The following is a 16,411-nucleotide window of genomic DNA, read 5'->3' as shown; positions in this document are numbered from 1 at the left end:
GCCGCGGTGCCCGGAGCGCGCGCGTCGGTGCCGGGCGCGTGCCGGGTGATCGGCCGGCACGGGGCGTTCCGCCTGCCGGGGGGCAGGCGGAACACGTCCCCGTCCGCGTCCGACCGGCCGACGACCGGCCACCGTGCGACCGGCACCGGCTCCGGCTCCGTCACCGCGGCGTACCGGCGGGCCCTGGACCCCGGCTGGGGTCGGTGTCGGGCGGGTTCGGGTGCGGTGGTGTGCCGTGCGGAGTCGGATCCTGGTTGGGGTCGGTGTCGGGCGGGTTCGGGTGCGGTGGTGTGCCGTGCGGAGTCGGACCCTGGTTGGGGTCGGCGCCGGGCCCGTTCGGGCGGGGGCTCCAGGGCTGTGGGGGGCGTCGCGTGAACGGCGAGCGCGCACCCCGTGGCGTCCTCCCACTGCTCGCCGCGACCCAGCTGCTGCTGATCCTCGACACCGCGATCGTCAACGTCGCGCTGCCCTCCATCGGGAAGGACCTCGGGGCGGGCTCCGCCGAGCTGTCCTGGGTGGCCAACGCCTATCTCATCGCCTTCGGCGGGCTGTTGCTCCTCGGCGGACGCGCCGCCGACCTGCTCGGACACCGCAGGGTGTTCCTCGCCGGGCTCGGGCTCCTCGCCGCCGCCTCCGCGCTCGGCGGCCTCGCGCCGGACGCGGGTGTCCTGGTCGCCGCCCGGGCCGCGCAGGGCGTCGGGGCCGCGTTCGCCGCGGCCGCCGCGTTCGCCCTGCTGCTCGTCCTCTTCCCCGACGGGCCCGCGCGGCACAGGGCGCTCGCCGCGTTCGCCGCGATGGGCGGCCTGGGCGGTGTCCTCGGTACCGTGCTCGGCGGCGTCCTCACCGACCTCCTCGGCTGGCGCTCCACCCTCTGGCTCAACGTCCTCGCCGCGCTGCTGCTCGGCGTCCTCGTGCTGCGCCTCCTGGACGGGCGTACCCCGAAGACCGACGCCGGCCACCGCTTCGACCTCGCGGGCGCCCTCACCGTCACCGTCGGTCTCGCCCTCGTCGCGTACGCCCTCGTCGGCGCCGCCGGGCACGGCTGGCTCTCGGCGCCCACGCTCGGCACGGGCTGCGCCGGACTCCTCCTCCTCGCGGTCTTCGCCGTGGTCGAGACCCGCGCCGCGCGGCCGCTCGTGCCGCCCGCGGTGCTCGCCCGCCCCGCGCTCCGCCTCGCCAACGTCCTCAGCGCCCTCGCCCAGATGACGCTGTTCCCGATGTTCTTCCTGGTGAGCCTCTATCTGCAGAGCGTCCTCGGGTACGCGCCCCTCGGCGGCGGCCTCGGGCTGCTGCCGCTCTCCCTGGTGGTGGTCGCGGTCGCCCCGCAGACCGGCCGGCTCATCTTCCGCGTCGGCCTGCGCCGGACCATGACCCTCGGCTTCACGCTGCTGTGCGCCGGCACGGTGTGGCTCGCCCTCGCGCTCCGCTCCGACGGCACGTTCCTCACCACCGTCCTCGCGCCCAGCCTGCTCCTCGGCGCGGCCCTGCCGCTGGTCATGGTCACCACCAACGTGGCCGCCACCGCCGACGCCGCCCCCGAGGAGACCGGGCTCGCCTCCGGACTGGTCAACACCGCCCAGCAGTTCGGCTCCGTGCTCGGACTGGCCGTCCTGGTGGCCGTCGCCGCCACCCGTACGGAATCGGCCACAGCGGCCGCCCAGACCGACGGCTTCCGGGCCGCTCTGCTCGTCGGTGGGGCCTGCGCCGCCGTCGCGGCGGTGACCTCCCTACGCTTGCGCCTGCCCACGCCCACCCCGGCGCCGCCACGCCAGGGACGCGTGACCGAACCACGGTGAGCACGGTGACCACGTAGACCCGGCGAGTGAGCCGAAGGGCGCCGCGGGTGTCGAACCGGAAGATCGTGCAGGTCCCGAGGAACGTCGGGACCCCCGCACGAGCGACCGACGACGTCCGCGCGAGGCGCCCGGAGGTGAACGAGCCCCGAAAAAGAGGGGGCATTTCCGTTGGCCCTGTACGACCTTGTCGCGCCCCGGCTGGAGGAACGCGGCGACCCGCGTTACCGCATAGCCGACATACGCTCCGCCGACCCGCTCGGCGCCGACGCGTTGCTCGCCGCACTGCCCGGCATGAACGAGCGCGAGGATGTGGCCGCGCTGACCGTCGCCCTGCGAGCCCTCGTCCCGGAACGCGAGCTCGCCGCCGAGTGGAGCGTGATCGACGCGCTCGCCGCGATGCGCGACCTCGGCATCCTGCTCGGATCGCTGAAACGGCACGGCACCCAGCCCACGGCCGCCGTGCCGGAGGTGCTGCCGATCCTCGAACTGCTCGGGCGGCGCACGGACATGGTGCCGCGAGACACCGTCCACCACTACACGACCTGGAATCCGCTCGGCCCGCGCCAGCGCATGTACACCGGTGACGCCATGGAGGCCCGGCTCCAGGACGCCGTCCGGATGGCGTTCCCGGGCCTCGTCGCGGCCCTGGACAGCTGTGGGCGGCTCGCGACGCTCGAACCGTACGACCCCGGCTTCGCGGTCGCCCTCGACCGCATCGCCCACCACGTCCAGTCGATCGTCGACGCCATCGACTTCACCGTCGCCCACGTCAGCCCGGAGTACTTCGCGCTGACCCTGCGCCCGTACTTCGAGGAGGTGGAGGTCGCCGGGCGCGACTACCTCGGCCCGGCCGCCGCCCAGGTCCCCCTCTGGCTGGTGGACCTGACGCTCTGGCAGTGCGACCGGTCCGACCCGGCGTACGACGCGTTCCTCGACGAGTCCGTCCCGTACAGCCTGCCGTCGTGGCGGGCCTTCCACGCCCGGCACCGGGGCGGGATCTCCGCCGTCAGCAAGCTCTCGGCCGCCGTCAGCTGGGAGAGCGGCCACCGGCTGCCTCCGCAACTGGCCGCCTCCGCCCTCGCGCTCGGCCGGGTCCTGAAGATCCTCAAGACCTTCCGCGCCCGCCACATCGGTATCGCCCGGAAGGCCTACGCGGACGAGGTGCGGCTGTACGAGGAGGGCAGCGGCGGCGCGCCCGTCGCCCTGCTGCGCTCGATACTGGACCTGACCAGGGACAACGAGACGCTGGTGCGGCGCGCGGCGCAGGGCGCGTCGGGGGCCCACGGCGCGCACGTGCGCTCCTCCGTCCGGGCGCACGTCCATGCCCCGGCCGAGGCGCACGTCCCGGCGCACGCCCCGGCGCATCGAGGGGGATCCCGATGACGGACCCGACCCCCTCCCCAGGCGCCGGACCGCTCCACATCGTCGTCGCCGGCGGCGGCATCGCCGGGCTGACCGCCGCCCTCGCCCTGCAGGCCGCCGGATTCGACCGCGTCACCGTCGTGGAGTCCGTCCGCGAGAGCCGCCCGGTCGGCGCCGGGCTCAACCTGATGCCGCCCGCCGTCCGCGAACTGGACGCGCTGGGCCTGCTGCCCCGCCTGGAAGCCGGCGCGCTGCGCACCCGCGAACTGCGCTACTACCACCGCTCCGGCGGCCTGATCTCCCGGCAACCCCGGGGTCTCGGCGCCGGCTACCGCTGGCCCCAGCTCTCCATCCACCGGGCCCACCTCCAGGCGGTCCTGGCCGAGGCGGTACGGGAACGGCTCGGCGCCGCCGCCCTGGTGACCGGCGTCCGGGTGACCGGGGTGGAGCCGCTGCCCGACGGCCGGCCGCGCATCCAGCTGGTCCACCGCGACGGCGCCGTCCGGGGCCGGGCGTCCCTCGAACCGGACGTGCTCGTCGGCGCCGACGGCATCCGCTCGGCCGTTCGGGCGTCGCTCAACCCGGGCGAGGGCGCCCCGCCGTGGAACGGGACGCTGATCTGGCGGGGGGTCTCCCGGATGCCCGCCCGGTCCGTCGGCGGTTTCATGCTGATCGCGGGCGACGACCGGCAGAAGGCCGTCGTCTACCCGATGAGCCCGCCCTCCGGGCCGTTCCGCGAGGTCCTGGTCAACTGGGCCCTCGCCCGGCCGGCCGAGGCGGCGGACGAGCGCCACCTCGGCGACTGGAACCGGCCGGTCCCTGTGGACACGTTCCTGCACCATTACGAGGGCTGGGAGTTCGCCGGCGTCAGCGTCCCCGAGGTGCTCCGGGCCGCCACCACCGCCCACGAGTACCCGATGGTCGACCGCGAGCCCCTGGCACGCTGGACCCACGGCCGGACCACGCTCATCGGCGACGCGGCCCACGCGATGTACCCGGTCGGCTCCAACGGCGCCTCGCAGTCCATCCTCGACGCGCGCGCCCTCGCGCACTCCCTCGCGCTCCATCGCGACCCCACCGAGGCCCTCGCCGCCTACGAAGCGGCCCGCAGGCCCGTCACCACCGAACTCCAGCGCGCCAACCGGCGCTTCGGTCCCGAGGTCGTCATCAACCTGGCGCACCAGCGGGCCCCGCAGGGCTTCACCGACATCCACCAGGTGATTCCCGCAGCCGAGCTGGCCGACATCGCCGCGCGCTACGCCGCCACCGGCGCCGCCGACCCGGTCCAGGTCAACCAGGGCTCGCCGTACGAGGTGCGGCCCGGGGAACTGCCGGTCGGCGCGGAGCGCTGACGCCCCTCCCGGGCCGCGGCACGACCCCGCGCGCCGTGGCCCGGGAGAGCGCGGTGCCTTACCTTCGGTGGATGCAACGACCGGCTGCACAGCGTGGTGCGTCGGCTCCGCTCCGTACTCGCCTGCGAAGGTGGAACGCGTGAAGGCAATCCGTCGATTCACCGTGCGTCCCGTCCTCCCCGACACCCTGCGACCCCTGACCGACCTGGCGCGTAACCTGCGCTGGTCCTGGCACGACCCCACCCGGGAGCTCTTCCGCTCCGTCGAAGGCGACCCCGCCGACCGCGCGGCCGCCGGCCGCGTCGACGACCTCGACCCGGTCCGGCTGCTCGGCTCCGTCTCCGCCGCCCGGCTCACCGCGCTCGCCGGCGACCAGGAGTTCCTCGACCGGCTGCGCGCCGCGGCCGACGACCTCGACCACTATCTGAACGCCCCCCGCTGGTACCAGGAGCAGCAGGAGCAGCGGGCGCGCGGTGCGCGGCTGCCCGACTGCGTCGCCTACTTCTCGCCCGAGTTCGGGGTCGCCGCGGCCCTGCCCCAGTACTCCGGCGGTCTCGGCATCCTGGCCGGCGACCATCTGAAGGCCGCCAGCGACCTCGGCGTCCCGCTCGTCGGCGTCGGCCTGCTCTACCGGCACGGCTACTTCCGCCAGTCGCTCTCCCGTGAGGGCTGGCAGCAGGAGCACTACCCCGTCCTGGACCCGGGCGAGCTGCCCGTCACCCTGCTCCGTGAGAGCGACGGCACCCCCGCCCGGGTGACCCTCGCGCTGCCCGGCGGCCGCGGGCTGCACGCCCACATCTGGACCGCGCAGGTGGGCCGCGTACCGCTGCTGATGCTCGACTCCGACGTCGAGGGCAACGCGCCCGCCGAACGCGAGGTCACCGACCGGTTGTACGGCGGCGGCAGCGAGCACCGGCTGCTCCAGGAGATGCTGCTCGGCATCGGCGGCGTCCGTGCCGTGCGCACCTACTGCCGGCTCACCGGCACCCCCGCCCCCGAGGTCTTCCACACCAACGAGGGCCACGCGGGCTTCCTCGGCCTCGAACGCATCCGGGAACTCGCGGGGGGCGGCCTCCCCTTCGACGCGGCCCTGGAGACCGTCCGGGCCGGGACGGTGTTCACCACCCACACGCCCGTCCCCGCCGGCATCGACCGCTTCGAGCGGAGCCTCGTCGCCCGTCACCTGGGCGAGGACGGCGAGCTGCCCGGCGTCGACGTCGGCCGGATCCTCGCCCTCGGCGACGAGACCCCGCTCGGCGGCGAACCCGGCCTCTTCAACATGGCCGCCATGGGCCTGCGGCTCGCCCAGCGGGCCAACGGCGTCTCCACCCTCCACGGCTCCGTCAGCCGCGCGATGTTCGGCGGGCTGTGGTCGGGGTTCGACCCGGAGGAGGTGCCGATCGGCTCGATCACCAACGGCGTCCACGCGCCGACCTGGACGGCTCCCGAGGTCGGCCGCCGCGCCGAGGAGGCCGACGACCGGGAGCTGTGGGAGCTGCGCCGGACCCTGCGGGAACAGCTCGTGACCGAGGTACGGGAACGGGTCCGGGCCTCCTGGCGCCAGCGCGGCGCCGGGGCGGCCGAACTCGGCTGGACCGACGGGGTCCTGGACCCGGACGTGCTCACCATCGGGTTCGCCCGCCGGGTCCCCTCGTACAAGCGGCTCACGCTGATGCTGCGCGACCCGGACCGGCTGCGGGCGCTGCTGCTGCACCCCGAGCGGCCCGTGCAGCTCGTGGTGGCGGGCAAGGCGCACCCGGCCGACCACGGCGGGAAGCGGCTGGTGCAGGAGCTGGTGCGGTTCGCCGACGACCCGCGCGTGCGGCACCGGATCGTCTTCCTGCCCGACTACGGCATGGCGATGGCGCGCAAGCTCTACCCCGGCTGCGACGTCTGGCTGAACAACCCGCTGCGCCCGCTGGAGGCGTGCGGCACTAGCGGGATGAAGGCCGCCCTCAACGGCTGTCTCAACCTCTCCGTCCTGGACGGCTGGTGGGACGAGTGGTTCGAGCCGGACTTCGGCTGGGCGATCCCCACGGCCGACGGGGCGGCGGCGACGGACGAGGAGCGCCGGGACGACCTGGAGGCGGCCGCGCTCTACGAGCTGATCGAGCGCCGGGTGGCGCCCCGCTTCTACGACCGGGGCGCGGACGGGGTGCCGGTCCGCTGGACGGAGATGGTCCGGCGGACGCTGCGGGACCTCGGCCCGAAGGTGCTTGCCGACCGCATGGTGGGGGAGTACGTCGAGAAGCTGTACGCCCCGGCCGCCCTGGCCCACCGGGCGTTGGCCCCGGCGGCCGCGCGGGAGCTGGCGGCGTGGAAGTCCCGGGTGCGGGGCGGCTGGCCGAAGGTCGCCCTCGACCACATCGAGGTGGGGGAGCTCGGCGAGGACCTGGCCGACGCCGAGCTCGGTGCGACGACGGCGGTACGGGTGCGGGTGGCGCTCGGCGACCTGGGCCCGGACGACGTGGAGGTGCAGGCGGTGGCCGGCCGGGTCACCCCCGACGACGCGCTCGTGGAGACCCGGGTCTGCGTGCTGAAGCCGGCGGGCGGCCCCGACCTGGAGGGCAGCCTGCTCTTCGAGGGGGCCCTCGTCCTGGACCGCACGGGTTCCTTCGGCTGCACCGTCCGGGTGCTGCCGGCCCATCCGCTGCTCGCCTCGGCGGCGGAACTCGGCCTGGTGACCCTGCCGGCCGAGGCGACGGGGAAGGGGGCGGGCGTGCTCCTGAGGTGAGCCGACCGAGACCGGGGCCTTGACGTGTCCATGGGGTGCCCTTACGTTCCTCGTTCGACGCGGAGTTCACTACTCCGTCCGGCGTTCACATACGGGAACGGAAGGCACCCCCCACATGCGCCTCAGAGCCCTGGTCCTCACCCTGGCGGCGGCCGTCGCCGTCTCCGTACCCGCCACGACGGTCGCCGCGCCCGCCCCGGCCGAGGCCGTGGCGGCGGCGGCCCCCGCCGCGCCCGCGACGTTCACCCACCCCGGCGTCGTCGTCTCCCGTCCCCAACTCGACTTCGTACGCGCGAAGGTGCTGGCGGGCGCGCAGCCCTGGAAGGCCGCGTACGACCAGATGACCACGAGCCCCTACGCCTCCCTGACCCGCGCCGCCAAGCCGCGCGCGGTCGTCGAGTGCGGCTCGTCCTCCAACCCCGACAACGGCTGCACGGACGAGCGGCAGGACGCGGTCGCCGCGTACACCCAGGCGCTGGCCTGGTACATCACCCGGGACGAGCGGCACGCCAGGAAGGCGATCGAGATCATGGACGCCTGGTCGGCCGTGATCAAGGACCACACCAACTCCAACGCGCCCCTCCAGACGGGCTGGGCGGGCTCCTCCTGGCCCCGCGCCGCCGAGATCATCAAGCACACCTACACCGGCGGCTGGGCCGGCTCCGGCCGCTTCGCGACCATGCTGCGCGACGTCTACCTGCCCGAGGTGATCAACGGCGCCGCGACGAAGAACGGCAACTGGGAACTCATCATGACCGAGGCCGCGATCGGCATCGCGGTCCACCTGGAGGACCGGGCGGCCTACGACAAGGCGGTCAGGACCTATCTCGGCCGGGTCCCCGCGTACATCTACCTGACCTCGGACGGCTCGACGCCGAAGCCGCCGCCGAACAGCGCCATCGACACCCGCGACGAGATCGTGGCGTACTGGCAGGGCCAGTCCACCTTCGCCGACGGCATCACCCAGGAGACCTGCCGGGACTTCGGCCACACCGGCTGGGGCCTCGCGGCCGCCGTCCACACCGCCGAGACCAGCCGGATCCAGGGCGCGGACCTCTACCCCCAGGTCTCCGAGCGGCTGCGGCACGCGCTCGGCTTCCACACGAGGTACGAGAACGGCACGGCGGTGCCGTCCTGGCTCTGCGGCGGCACGGTGAAGAAGGGTCTCGGACGCGTGACGGAGGTCGGCTACAACGCGCTCGCCGGCCGCATGGGGATCGCCATGACCCACACCAGGACCTACACCGAGGGGCACCGGCCCTCCGGCACCGACGCCTACTTCGTCTCCTGGGAGACCCTGACCCACGCGGCGAACCCGAACTGAGGCCCGCTCAGCCGACGACCGCCTTGTCGGCGAGGCGCCCGTCCACCAGACAGAGCCGGTAGACGGGCACCGAGGCCGTCATCGCCGCCCGGTAGTACAGGCAGTGGTCCATGCCGGGCGGCTCGGGGGCGGGGCACCGGCGGGCGGCCCGTCCAGGGGGTGCGGCGGGAGCCGCTCGGCGTCGGCCGAGAGCGCGTCGCCGACCCGCAGCCCGGCGTAGTCGTCCCGGTCAAGGAAGGACCGGGACTGCGTCCACAGCCCGAAGACCAGCATGACGACACCGAGCGCGGCGACCAGCGCCAGGGGGATCCAGACGGCCTGGGCGAGCCCCCGCCGCACCTCCCGCGCCGCCCGGTCCCGTTCCCGTACGGAGGTGGGCGCGGGGGGCCGTACGGCCTCCGGGGCGAGGGCCCCTGGCTCCAGCGGCAGCACCGCCCGCACGACGAACCCGCCGTCCGCCCGCGCCCCGTGCGTCAACCGCCCCCCGGCGAGCCGCACCCGCTCGTCCAGCCCGACGAGACCGGTGCCTCCCGAGGCGGGCCGGGCGGGAGGCTCCCCTCCGGCCGGGCGCGCGGCCGGGCCGCTGGAGACGGCCACCGTCACCGTCGACGCCGTGCGCTCCAGGGCGACCCGGACCGGGGCGCCCGGGGCGTGCTCGGCCGCGTTGGTGAGGGACTCCACCACCAGGCGGTGCACCGCGCGGTCGGCCATCGCCGGGGTCCCGCCGTCCGGCCCCCGGCGCGTCAGCTCCACCCGCAGCCCGGACGCCCGGGCCCGCTCCACGACCTCCTCGACCGTCTCCCCGACCGGGGCCGTCGGGGCGGCCGGCTCCCCGGCGCCCTCCTCGTCCGCGCGCAGCACGCCGATGATGTCCCCGCAGCCGGGCCGTCGCCCCGGCGGCGGCCACCCGCAGCTCCCCGGCCGCCGCCTGTTGCCGGGCGCCGACCCCCGGGTCGACCTCCAGAGCGGCGGCCCGCAGCGCGATCAGGGCGAGGTCGTGGCCGAGCGAGTCGTGCATGTCGCCCGCGATCCGCGACCGTTCGCGCACCCGCTCCCGGTCCGCGACGGCCGCCTGAGCAGGACCACGTCCGGCAGATGCCGCCGGGCCGGCTCGACGGCCTCCCGGCCGTCCCCGGCCTCCACGACCACCTCGATCCCCGGATCGGCGGCGAGGATCGCCAGCACCCGGCCCGGATCATCGTCTCGTCGTCGGCCGGCAGCACCCGGATCATGCGCGTCAGCCTACGCAGACGCGCGGACGCCCGGAGGGAAGGTTCCCTCCGGGCGTCCGCCGGCTGTCTTCCGCCTATCCCACCAGGGGCTTTACGGGAAGGTCAGCTTGAAGCTGTTGATGTACCCGGTGTCGACCGAGGCCTTGTCCTGGACACGGAGCTTCCAGGCGCCGTTGGCGACCTCGGAGGAGGCGTTCACGGTGAAGGTCTGGACGATGTTGTCGGCGCTGCCGCCGGCCCGGTTGTGCAGGTTGTAGACCGAGCCGTCGGGGGCGAGGAGGTCGACGACGAGGTCACCGCGGTAGGTGTGGACGATGTTCACGTCCACCTTGAGCGTCGACGGGGCGTTGCCGGTGATGCCGGTGACGTTGACCGTGGAGGTCACCGCGGCGCCGTTGTCCGGGATGGACACGTCGGCCGCGTTCTCGAAGACCTTGCCGGGCTGCGGGTTGCCGCCGCCGGGGCGTGCGCCCACGTTGATGCCGGCCCAGGCGTGCTCGACGGCCAGGACCTCGGGGCTGCCGGCGCCGTACAGCTCGGTGGCGACCGCGACCGTACCGGTGCGGGCACCCGCGTAGTTCGTGTTGGAAGCGAACTTCGTGGTGAGGGCCTTGAACCAGATCAGCGAGGCCTTGTCCCGGCCGATGCCGGTGACGGGCAGACCGTCGGAGGTCGGCGAGTCGTAGTTGACGCCGTTGACGGTCTTGGCGCCGCTGCCCTCGGAGAGCAGGTAGTACCAGTGGTTCGCCGGGCCCGAGGAGTAGTGGACGTCGATGCCGCCGATGCCCGAGTACCAGGCGTCCTTGGACGAGCCGTCCTTGCTCGGCTTGTCCATGTACCGCAGCGGGGTGCCGTTGCCGCGGATGTCGATCTTCTCGCCGACGAAGTAGTCGCCCTTGTCCTGGGCGTTGTTGGCGTAGAACTCGACGGCCGCCGCGAAGATGTCGGAGGTCGCCTCGTTCAGGCCGCCGGACTCACCGCTGTAGACCAGGCCGGCGGTGTTGGACGTGACGCCGTGGGACATCTCGTGCGCGGCCACGTCGATCGAGGTGAGCGGCTTGGTGTTGCCCGCGCCGTCGCCGTACGTCATGCAGAAGCAGGAGTCCTGCCAGAAGGCGTTGACGTACGCGTTGCCGTAGTGGACCCGGGAGTACGCGCCGACGCCGTCACCGCGGATGCCGGAGCGGCCGTGCACGTTCTTGAAGTAGTCCCAGGTGACGGCCGCACCGAAGTGCGCGTCCGCGCCGGCGGTCTCCGGGTTGGTGGCGGTGCCGTCGCCCCAGATGTCGTCGGCGCCGGAGAAGAGCGTCCCGGTGCCGGACGTGCCGCGGTTGAGGTTGTACGTCTTGTGGTTGCCGCGACCGGTGTCGGTCAGCGTGAACGAGGGCGCGGTGCCCAGCGTCACCTGGCCGCTGTACTGCGTGTTGCCGGTACCGGTGTGGACGGCCTGCCACTCGTACAGCTTCTTGCCGGTGGTGGCGTCGGTGACGACGTGCAGCTCGTTCGGGGTGCCGTCGTGCTGGAGGCCGCCGACGACGGTCTCGTACGCGAGGACGGGCGAACCCTGCGCCATCCAGACGACCTTGCGCGGGGCGCGCTCGGCGGCGGTCTTCTTCGAGCCCTCCGCCGCGGCGGCGCCGAGCGCCTGCTTCTCGGCGGCGGCCGGGGCGACGTCGGCGGTGGTGTCGACGTTCTTGAGCTCCGCGCGAGAGGCCTTGGTGATCCCCTGCGTGACGCCGGCCTTGCTCTCCTGGACGACCAGGTCGCCGCCGAGAACGGGGAGTCCGGCGTAGGTGCGCTCGTAGCGCGTGTGGGTCGTGCCGTCGCGGTCCTGGACCACGTCGCGGACGACGAGCTTCTCCTGGGCGCCGAGGCCGAGGGACTTGGCGGTGGCCGCCTTGTCCGCGTCGGCCGCGCGTATCAGCGCGGTCCGCTCGGCGGGGGAGAGGTCCACCGGCAGCTTGCCCGGGTTGGCCGACGTGCCGGCGGCCTGGGCCTTCGGAGCGGCGGGCCAGCCGATGTCGGCGGAGGCGGTACCGGACTGGACACCGACGGCGATCATGGCCGCGGCAGCGATCAGAGCGCCGGTCGCGGTGAGGCGACGGCTGGGCGTGGATCTCACGCAGACTCCTTTTGCGAGGGGGGTACCGGACGGCTGGGTGAACGTCCGGGCAGGGCAAACAGAGCTGTGGAGCACGTACGGGTGAAGCGCCGAACTGCGGTGCGAAGAGCCGGGGGAGAGAGTGGCAGTCGTGACGGGGTCCTGTCAGGAGCGCGTCAACAAGTTGGCCGGAAATCGTCCGGAGCCCGAACCGTGGGGTTCGTTAACCGGACGTTTCGTCGATCATGGCCGCGATGCCGTCCAGCGTTCCCAGCGGCCCGAAACCGACGAGCGTCTCCAGGTCGAGCTCGACGTCCGCGCCGCCGCGCGGACCGCTGAGCAGGGGGGAGGCGCCCCGCCCGAGATCGCGTCATGGCGTGGCTCGTTCCGCCCCCTCGACCCGCCGTCGGAGGTCCCCCGGCCCCGCCGGCTGCTCCCGGGCGTGGGCGATGGCCACTCCTTGGACATCGATGCGGACGGCGCCCCCGACCCGCCCCACCCCGACCCGCCCCACCCCGACCCGCCCCACCCCGGCCGCCCCGCGACCCGGCCGCCCCGCGACCCGGCCGCCCCGCGACCCGTCCGCCGCTCACCCCACCAAGCTGTCCCGCCACGCCCGGTGGAGGGTCGCGAAGCGGCCCTCGTCGCGGACCAGGTCCGTCGGCAGGCCGTCCTCGACGATCCGGCCGGCCTCCATCACGAGCACCCGGTCCGCGATCTCCACCGTCGACAGCCGGTGGGCGATCACCACCGCCGTACGGCCCGCGAGCACGGTGCCCATGGCCCGCTGCACCGCCTGTTCCCCCGGCACGTCCAGCGAGCTGGTCGCCTCGTCCAGGATCAGCACCGCCGGGTCGGCGAGCAGCGCGCGGGCGAACGCCACCAACTGCCGCTGACCGGCGGAGATCCGGCCGCCGCGCTTGCGTACGTCGGTGTCGTAGCCGTCCGGGAGCCCCACGACGAAGTCGTGCGCGCCGATCGCCTTCGCGGCCCGCTCGATCTCCTCCCGGCTCGCGTCCGGCCGCCCGATCGCGATGTTCTCGGCGACCGTCCCGGAGAACAGGAACGCCTCCTGGGTCACCATCACCACCCCCCGCCGCAGGTCCGGCGTCGCCAGCTCGCGGACGTCGACGCCGTCGAGGAGCACCCGCCCCTCCGTGGGGTCGTAGAAACGGGCGAGGAGCTTGGCCAGCGTCGACTTGCCGGCGCCCGTGGAGCCGACCACCGCGACCGTCTGCCCCGCCGGGATGGTCAGGTCGAAGCGGGGGAGCACCTCGCCCCCGGTCCGGTACGCGAACCGCACCCCGTCGAAGGCGACCTCCCGGCCGGGGCGCCCGCCCCGGGCCGCGGGCAGTTCCTTCGGCGCGACGGCCTCCGGGACACCGGGCTCCTGCGCGAGCAGCCCCGCGATCTTGGCGAGGGAGGCGGCCGCCGACTGGTACGAGTTGAGGAACATCCCCAGCCGGTCGATCGGGTCGTACAGCCGCCGCATGTACAGCACCGCCGCCGCGAGCACGCCCAGCTCCAGCGTCCCGCCCGCCACCCGGTACGCGCCCCACAGGCACATGCCCGCCACGGCCGTGTTCGCGACGAGCCGGGAGCCGACGACGTACCGGGCCATCTCCAGGAGCGCGTCGCCGTTGGAGCGCTCGTGCCGCTGGTTGAGCGCGCCGAACTCGGCGTCGTTGGCCCGCTCCCGGCGGAACGCCCGTACCGGCCGGATCCCGTTCATCGTCTCCGCGAACTTCACGATCACGCCCGCGATGGCGGTGGACCGCTCGGCGAAGACGACGGCGGAGCGCCGCTGGTAGAGCCGTACCAGCAGATACAGCGGGACGAAGGAGGCGACGGCGACCCCGCCGATGCCCAGGTCGAGCCAGAGCAGCATCGCCGAGATGTACACGAAGGCGAGGACGACACCGATCAGCTCCTGGAGCCCCTCGGAGAGCAGCTCACGCAGCGACTCGACGTCGGTGGTCGACCGCGAGATGAGCCGGCCGGAGGTGTACCGCTCGTGGAAGTCGACGCTGAGCACCTGCGCGTGCCGGAAGATCCGGCCGCGCAGATCGAGCAGGACGTCCTGGTTGACGCGGGCGGCCCCGCGCAGGAAGAGGTACTGGAGGAGCCCGCCGGCCACCGCGCAGACCAGGTACCCGGCGGCGACGGCCACGACGGGCCCGTGGTCCCCGCCCCGGAAGGCCGGCACACCCCGGTCGATGGCGTACGCGACGAGCAACGGCCCGGCCTGGAAGGCGGCCTGCTGGAGCAGCAGCAGGAGCGCGGCGACGACCACCCGCGCCCGGTGCGCGGCGAGCAGCGAGCGCAGCAGGGCCCCGGTGGCGCCGGGGGCGGTGGGCAGGTCGTCCTGGTCGAAGGGGTCGCCGCCGGCCTTGGCGGTGGTGGCCGGGCCGGTCTTGGCGGTGGTGGCCGGGCCGGTCTTGGCGGTGGTGACCGGACCGGTCTTGGCGGTGGTGACCGGACCGGCCTCGACGGGCCCGGCCTTGGCGGGCTCGGTGGGCCCGGTCTTGGCGGGCTCGGTGGGCCCGGTCTTGGCGGGCTCGGTGGGCCCGGTCTTGGTGGGCCCGGTCTCCGGGGTCGGGTTCGGACCGGTCATCGTGTCTCAGCCCCTTCGCCCGACATCAGCCAGGCGTACTCGGCGTTGCTCCGGAGCAGTTCGTGGTGGGTGCCCACCGCCGCGACGCGGCCCTCCGACAGAAGCGCCACCCGGTCGGCGAGCAGCACCGTCGACGGCCGGTGGGCCACGACCAGGGCCGTGGTGTCCCGCAGGACCTCGCGCAGGGCGGCCTCCACCAGGGCCTCGGTGTGGACGTCGAGGGCGGAGAGCGGGTCGTCGAGGACCAGGAAGCGGGGCCTGCCGACGACCGCGCGAGCCAGGGCGAGGCGCTGGCGCTGGCCGCCGGAGAGGCTCAGCCCCTGCTCGCCGACCTGGGTGGCCGCCCCCTCGGGCAGCGCCGCGACGAAGCCGTCCGCCTGGGCCACGGCGAGCGCGCGCCACAGCTCGGGTTCGCCGGCTCCTTCCGCGGCGCCCATCAGGACGTTCTCGCCGACGCTCGCCGAGAAGAGGGTCGGCTCCTCGAAGGCGACCGCGACGAGCTCCCGCAGCCGTGCGCGCTCCATGCGCGTGATGTCCTCGCCGTCGAGCAGGATGCGTCCGCCGGTCGCCTCGTGCAGACGCGGTACGAGGGCGGTGAGGGTCGTCTTGCCGGACCCGGTCCCGCCGACCAGGGCGAGGGTCTCGCCGGGCCGGATGTGGAGATCGACGCGGTCCAGCACGGGAGGGGCGTCCGGGGCCGCGTCCGGGAAGCGGAAGGTGACGTTCTCGAACCGGACCCCGTCCCGGGATCCCGGTCCCGCGGCGGGCGGGCCCGGCGTCTCCTCCGGCTCGTCCATCACCTCGAAGTACCGTTCCGTCGCCGTCGCCGCCTCCTGGCTCATCGCCAGCAGGAAGCCGATCGACTCCACCGGCCAGCGCAGCGCGAGCGCGGTCGACAGGAAGGCGACGAGCGTGCCCGCCGACAGCCGCCCGTCGGCGACCTGGACGGTGCCGAGCACGAGCGCGGCGCCGATCGCCAGCTCGGGGATGATCGTGATGAGCGCCCAGATCCCGGCCAGCAGCCGCGCCTTGACCAGCTCCGTGCCGCGCAGGCGCTCGGCGAGCGCGCGGAAGGCGAGGGCCTGGCTGCGGTGGCGACCGAAGCCCTTCACGATCCGGATGCCGAGGACGCTCTCCTCGACCACGGTCGTCAGATCGCCGACCTGGTCCTGGGCGCGGCGCGCGACGACCGCGTACTTCGTCTCGAAGAGCGAGCAGAGGACCACCAGCGGGACGACGGGGGTGAGCAGTACCAGCCCGAGCGTCCAGTCCTGGCCGAGCAGCAGGACGAAACCGGCCAGGATCGTCACGCCGTTCACGACGAGGAAGGTCAGCGGGAAGGCGAGGAACATCCGGACGAGCATCAGGTCGGTCGTGCCGCGCGAGAGCAGCTGGCCCGACGCCCACCGGTCGTGGAAGGCGATCGGCAGCCGCTGTGCCCGGCCGTACAGATCGGCCCGCATGCGGGCCTCGACCCCGGCCAGCGGCCGGGCGACCAGCCACCGGCGGAAGCCGAAGAGCACCGCCTCCGCGATGCCGAGCAGCAGCAGGTACACCGCGCCGAGCCACACCCCGCCGGGGTCCCCGGCGGCGACGGGACCGTCCACCATCCACTCCAGGACGAGCGGGATGACGAGCGAGAGGCAGGAGGCGACGATCGCGACGACGGCGGCCGAGACCAACCGCCCCCGTACCGGGCGGACGTAGGGCCACAGGCGCAGCAGGGTGCGCACGGCGGACTTCTTGGTGGGTGCATCTTCTCCGGGCATCACGACCGAGCCTACGGTTCACCACTGACACCGCTCATGTGGTTTTCCACGTGCCGGGCCGGGCCGTGCCGCGCCGGGCCGTGCCGGGTCGTGCCGGGCCGCGCCCCGGGTCGTACCGGCGGTCAAC

At 74.2% G+C, this 16,411-nt stretch carries 9 protein-coding genes and 2 pseudogenes; 5 read left to right on the top strand and 6 right to left on the bottom strand.

Features of this window, described 5'->3' with window-relative positions:
- Positions 1-371: 371 nt before the first annotated feature.
- From ACIPPS_RS01325 to ACIPPS_RS01305, 5 genes are all read left to right on the top strand, one after another.
- Entirely contained in the window at positions 372-1,796 is a 1,425-nt protein-coding gene (locus ACIPPS_RS01325; protein WP_401425397.1) for an MFS transporter, read from the top strand.
- Positions 1,797-1,964: 168 nt separating this feature from the next.
- The gene (locus ACIPPS_RS01320; protein ID WP_401425395.1) at positions 1,965-3,179 is read left to right on the top strand and encodes a monodechloroaminopyrrolnitrin synthase PrnB family protein; all 1,215 of its coding nucleotides are present in this window, start codon (positions 1,965-1,967) and stop codon (positions 3,177-3,179) included.
- On the top strand, positions 3,176-4,510 hold the full coding sequence (locus ACIPPS_RS01315) for an FAD-dependent monooxygenase (protein WP_401425393.1): 1,335 nt from the start codon (positions 3,176-3,178) through the stop codon (positions 4,508-4,510). The genes ACIPPS_RS01320 and ACIPPS_RS01315 overlap by 4 nt, the downstream gene beginning before the upstream one ends.
- Before the next feature lie 139 nt (positions 4,511-4,649).
- A complete protein-coding gene (glgP, locus tag ACIPPS_RS01310; protein ID WP_401425390.1) occupies positions 4,650-7,244 on the top strand; it encodes an alpha-glucan family phosphorylase in 2,595 nt (864 codons plus the stop codon).
- A gap of 115 nt (positions 7,245-7,359) precedes the next feature.
- Entirely contained in the window at positions 7,360-8,568 is a 1,209-nt protein-coding gene (locus tag ACIPPS_RS01305; protein WP_401425388.1) for an alginate lyase family protein, read from the top strand.
- A gap of 78 nt (positions 8,569-8,646) precedes the next feature.
- On the opposite strand, the gene ACIPPS_RS01300 is transcribed toward ACIPPS_RS01305, so the two are convergent.
- The 6 genes and pseudogenes from ACIPPS_RS01300 to ACIPPS_RS01275 form a co-directional block, all read right to left on the bottom strand.
- Positions 8,647-9,429 (bottom strand): sensor histidine kinase, encoded by a 783-nt coding sequence (locus tag ACIPPS_RS01300; protein WP_401425386.1) that lies wholly within the window; start codon positions 9,427-9,429, stop codon positions 8,647-8,649.
- Positions 9,430-9,517: 88 nt separating this feature from the next.
- Positions 9,518-9,586: pseudogene (locus tag ACIPPS_RS01295) on the bottom strand (hypothetical protein); the annotation flags it as partial.
- Between the two features lie 23 nt (positions 9,587-9,609).
- A pseudogene (locus ACIPPS_RS01290) lies at positions 9,610-9,800 on the bottom strand (response regulator transcription factor); the annotation flags it as partial.
- Between the two features lie 91 nt (positions 9,801-9,891).
- Complete coding sequence (locus tag ACIPPS_RS01285; protein ID WP_401425383.1) at positions 9,892-11,922, bottom strand: M4 family metallopeptidase; 2,031 nt, start codon at positions 11,920-11,922, stop codon at positions 9,892-9,894.
- A gap of 568 nt (positions 11,923-12,490) precedes the next feature.
- On the bottom strand, positions 12,491-14,515 hold the full coding sequence (locus ACIPPS_RS01280; RefSeq protein WP_401425381.1) for an ATP-binding cassette domain-containing protein: 2,025 nt from the start codon (positions 14,513-14,515) through the stop codon (positions 12,491-12,493).
- Positions 14,512-16,284: an ABC transporter ATP-binding protein gene (locus ACIPPS_RS01275; protein ID WP_401425379.1), complete on the bottom strand. Its 1,773-nt coding sequence runs from the start codon at positions 16,282-16,284 to the stop codon at positions 14,512-14,514. The genes ACIPPS_RS01280 and ACIPPS_RS01275 overlap by 4 nt, the downstream gene beginning before the upstream one ends.
- Between the last annotated feature and the right edge of the window lie 127 nt (positions 16,285-16,411).

This window comes from Streptomyces sp. NPDC090127, from assembly GCF_044746945.1.
Lineage (GTDB): Bacteria > Actinomycetota > Actinomycetes > Streptomycetales > Streptomycetaceae > Streptomyces.
The sequence above is the reverse complement of the archived record's forward strand: the minus strand, read 5'-3'. Positions and strand labels throughout refer to the sequence as shown.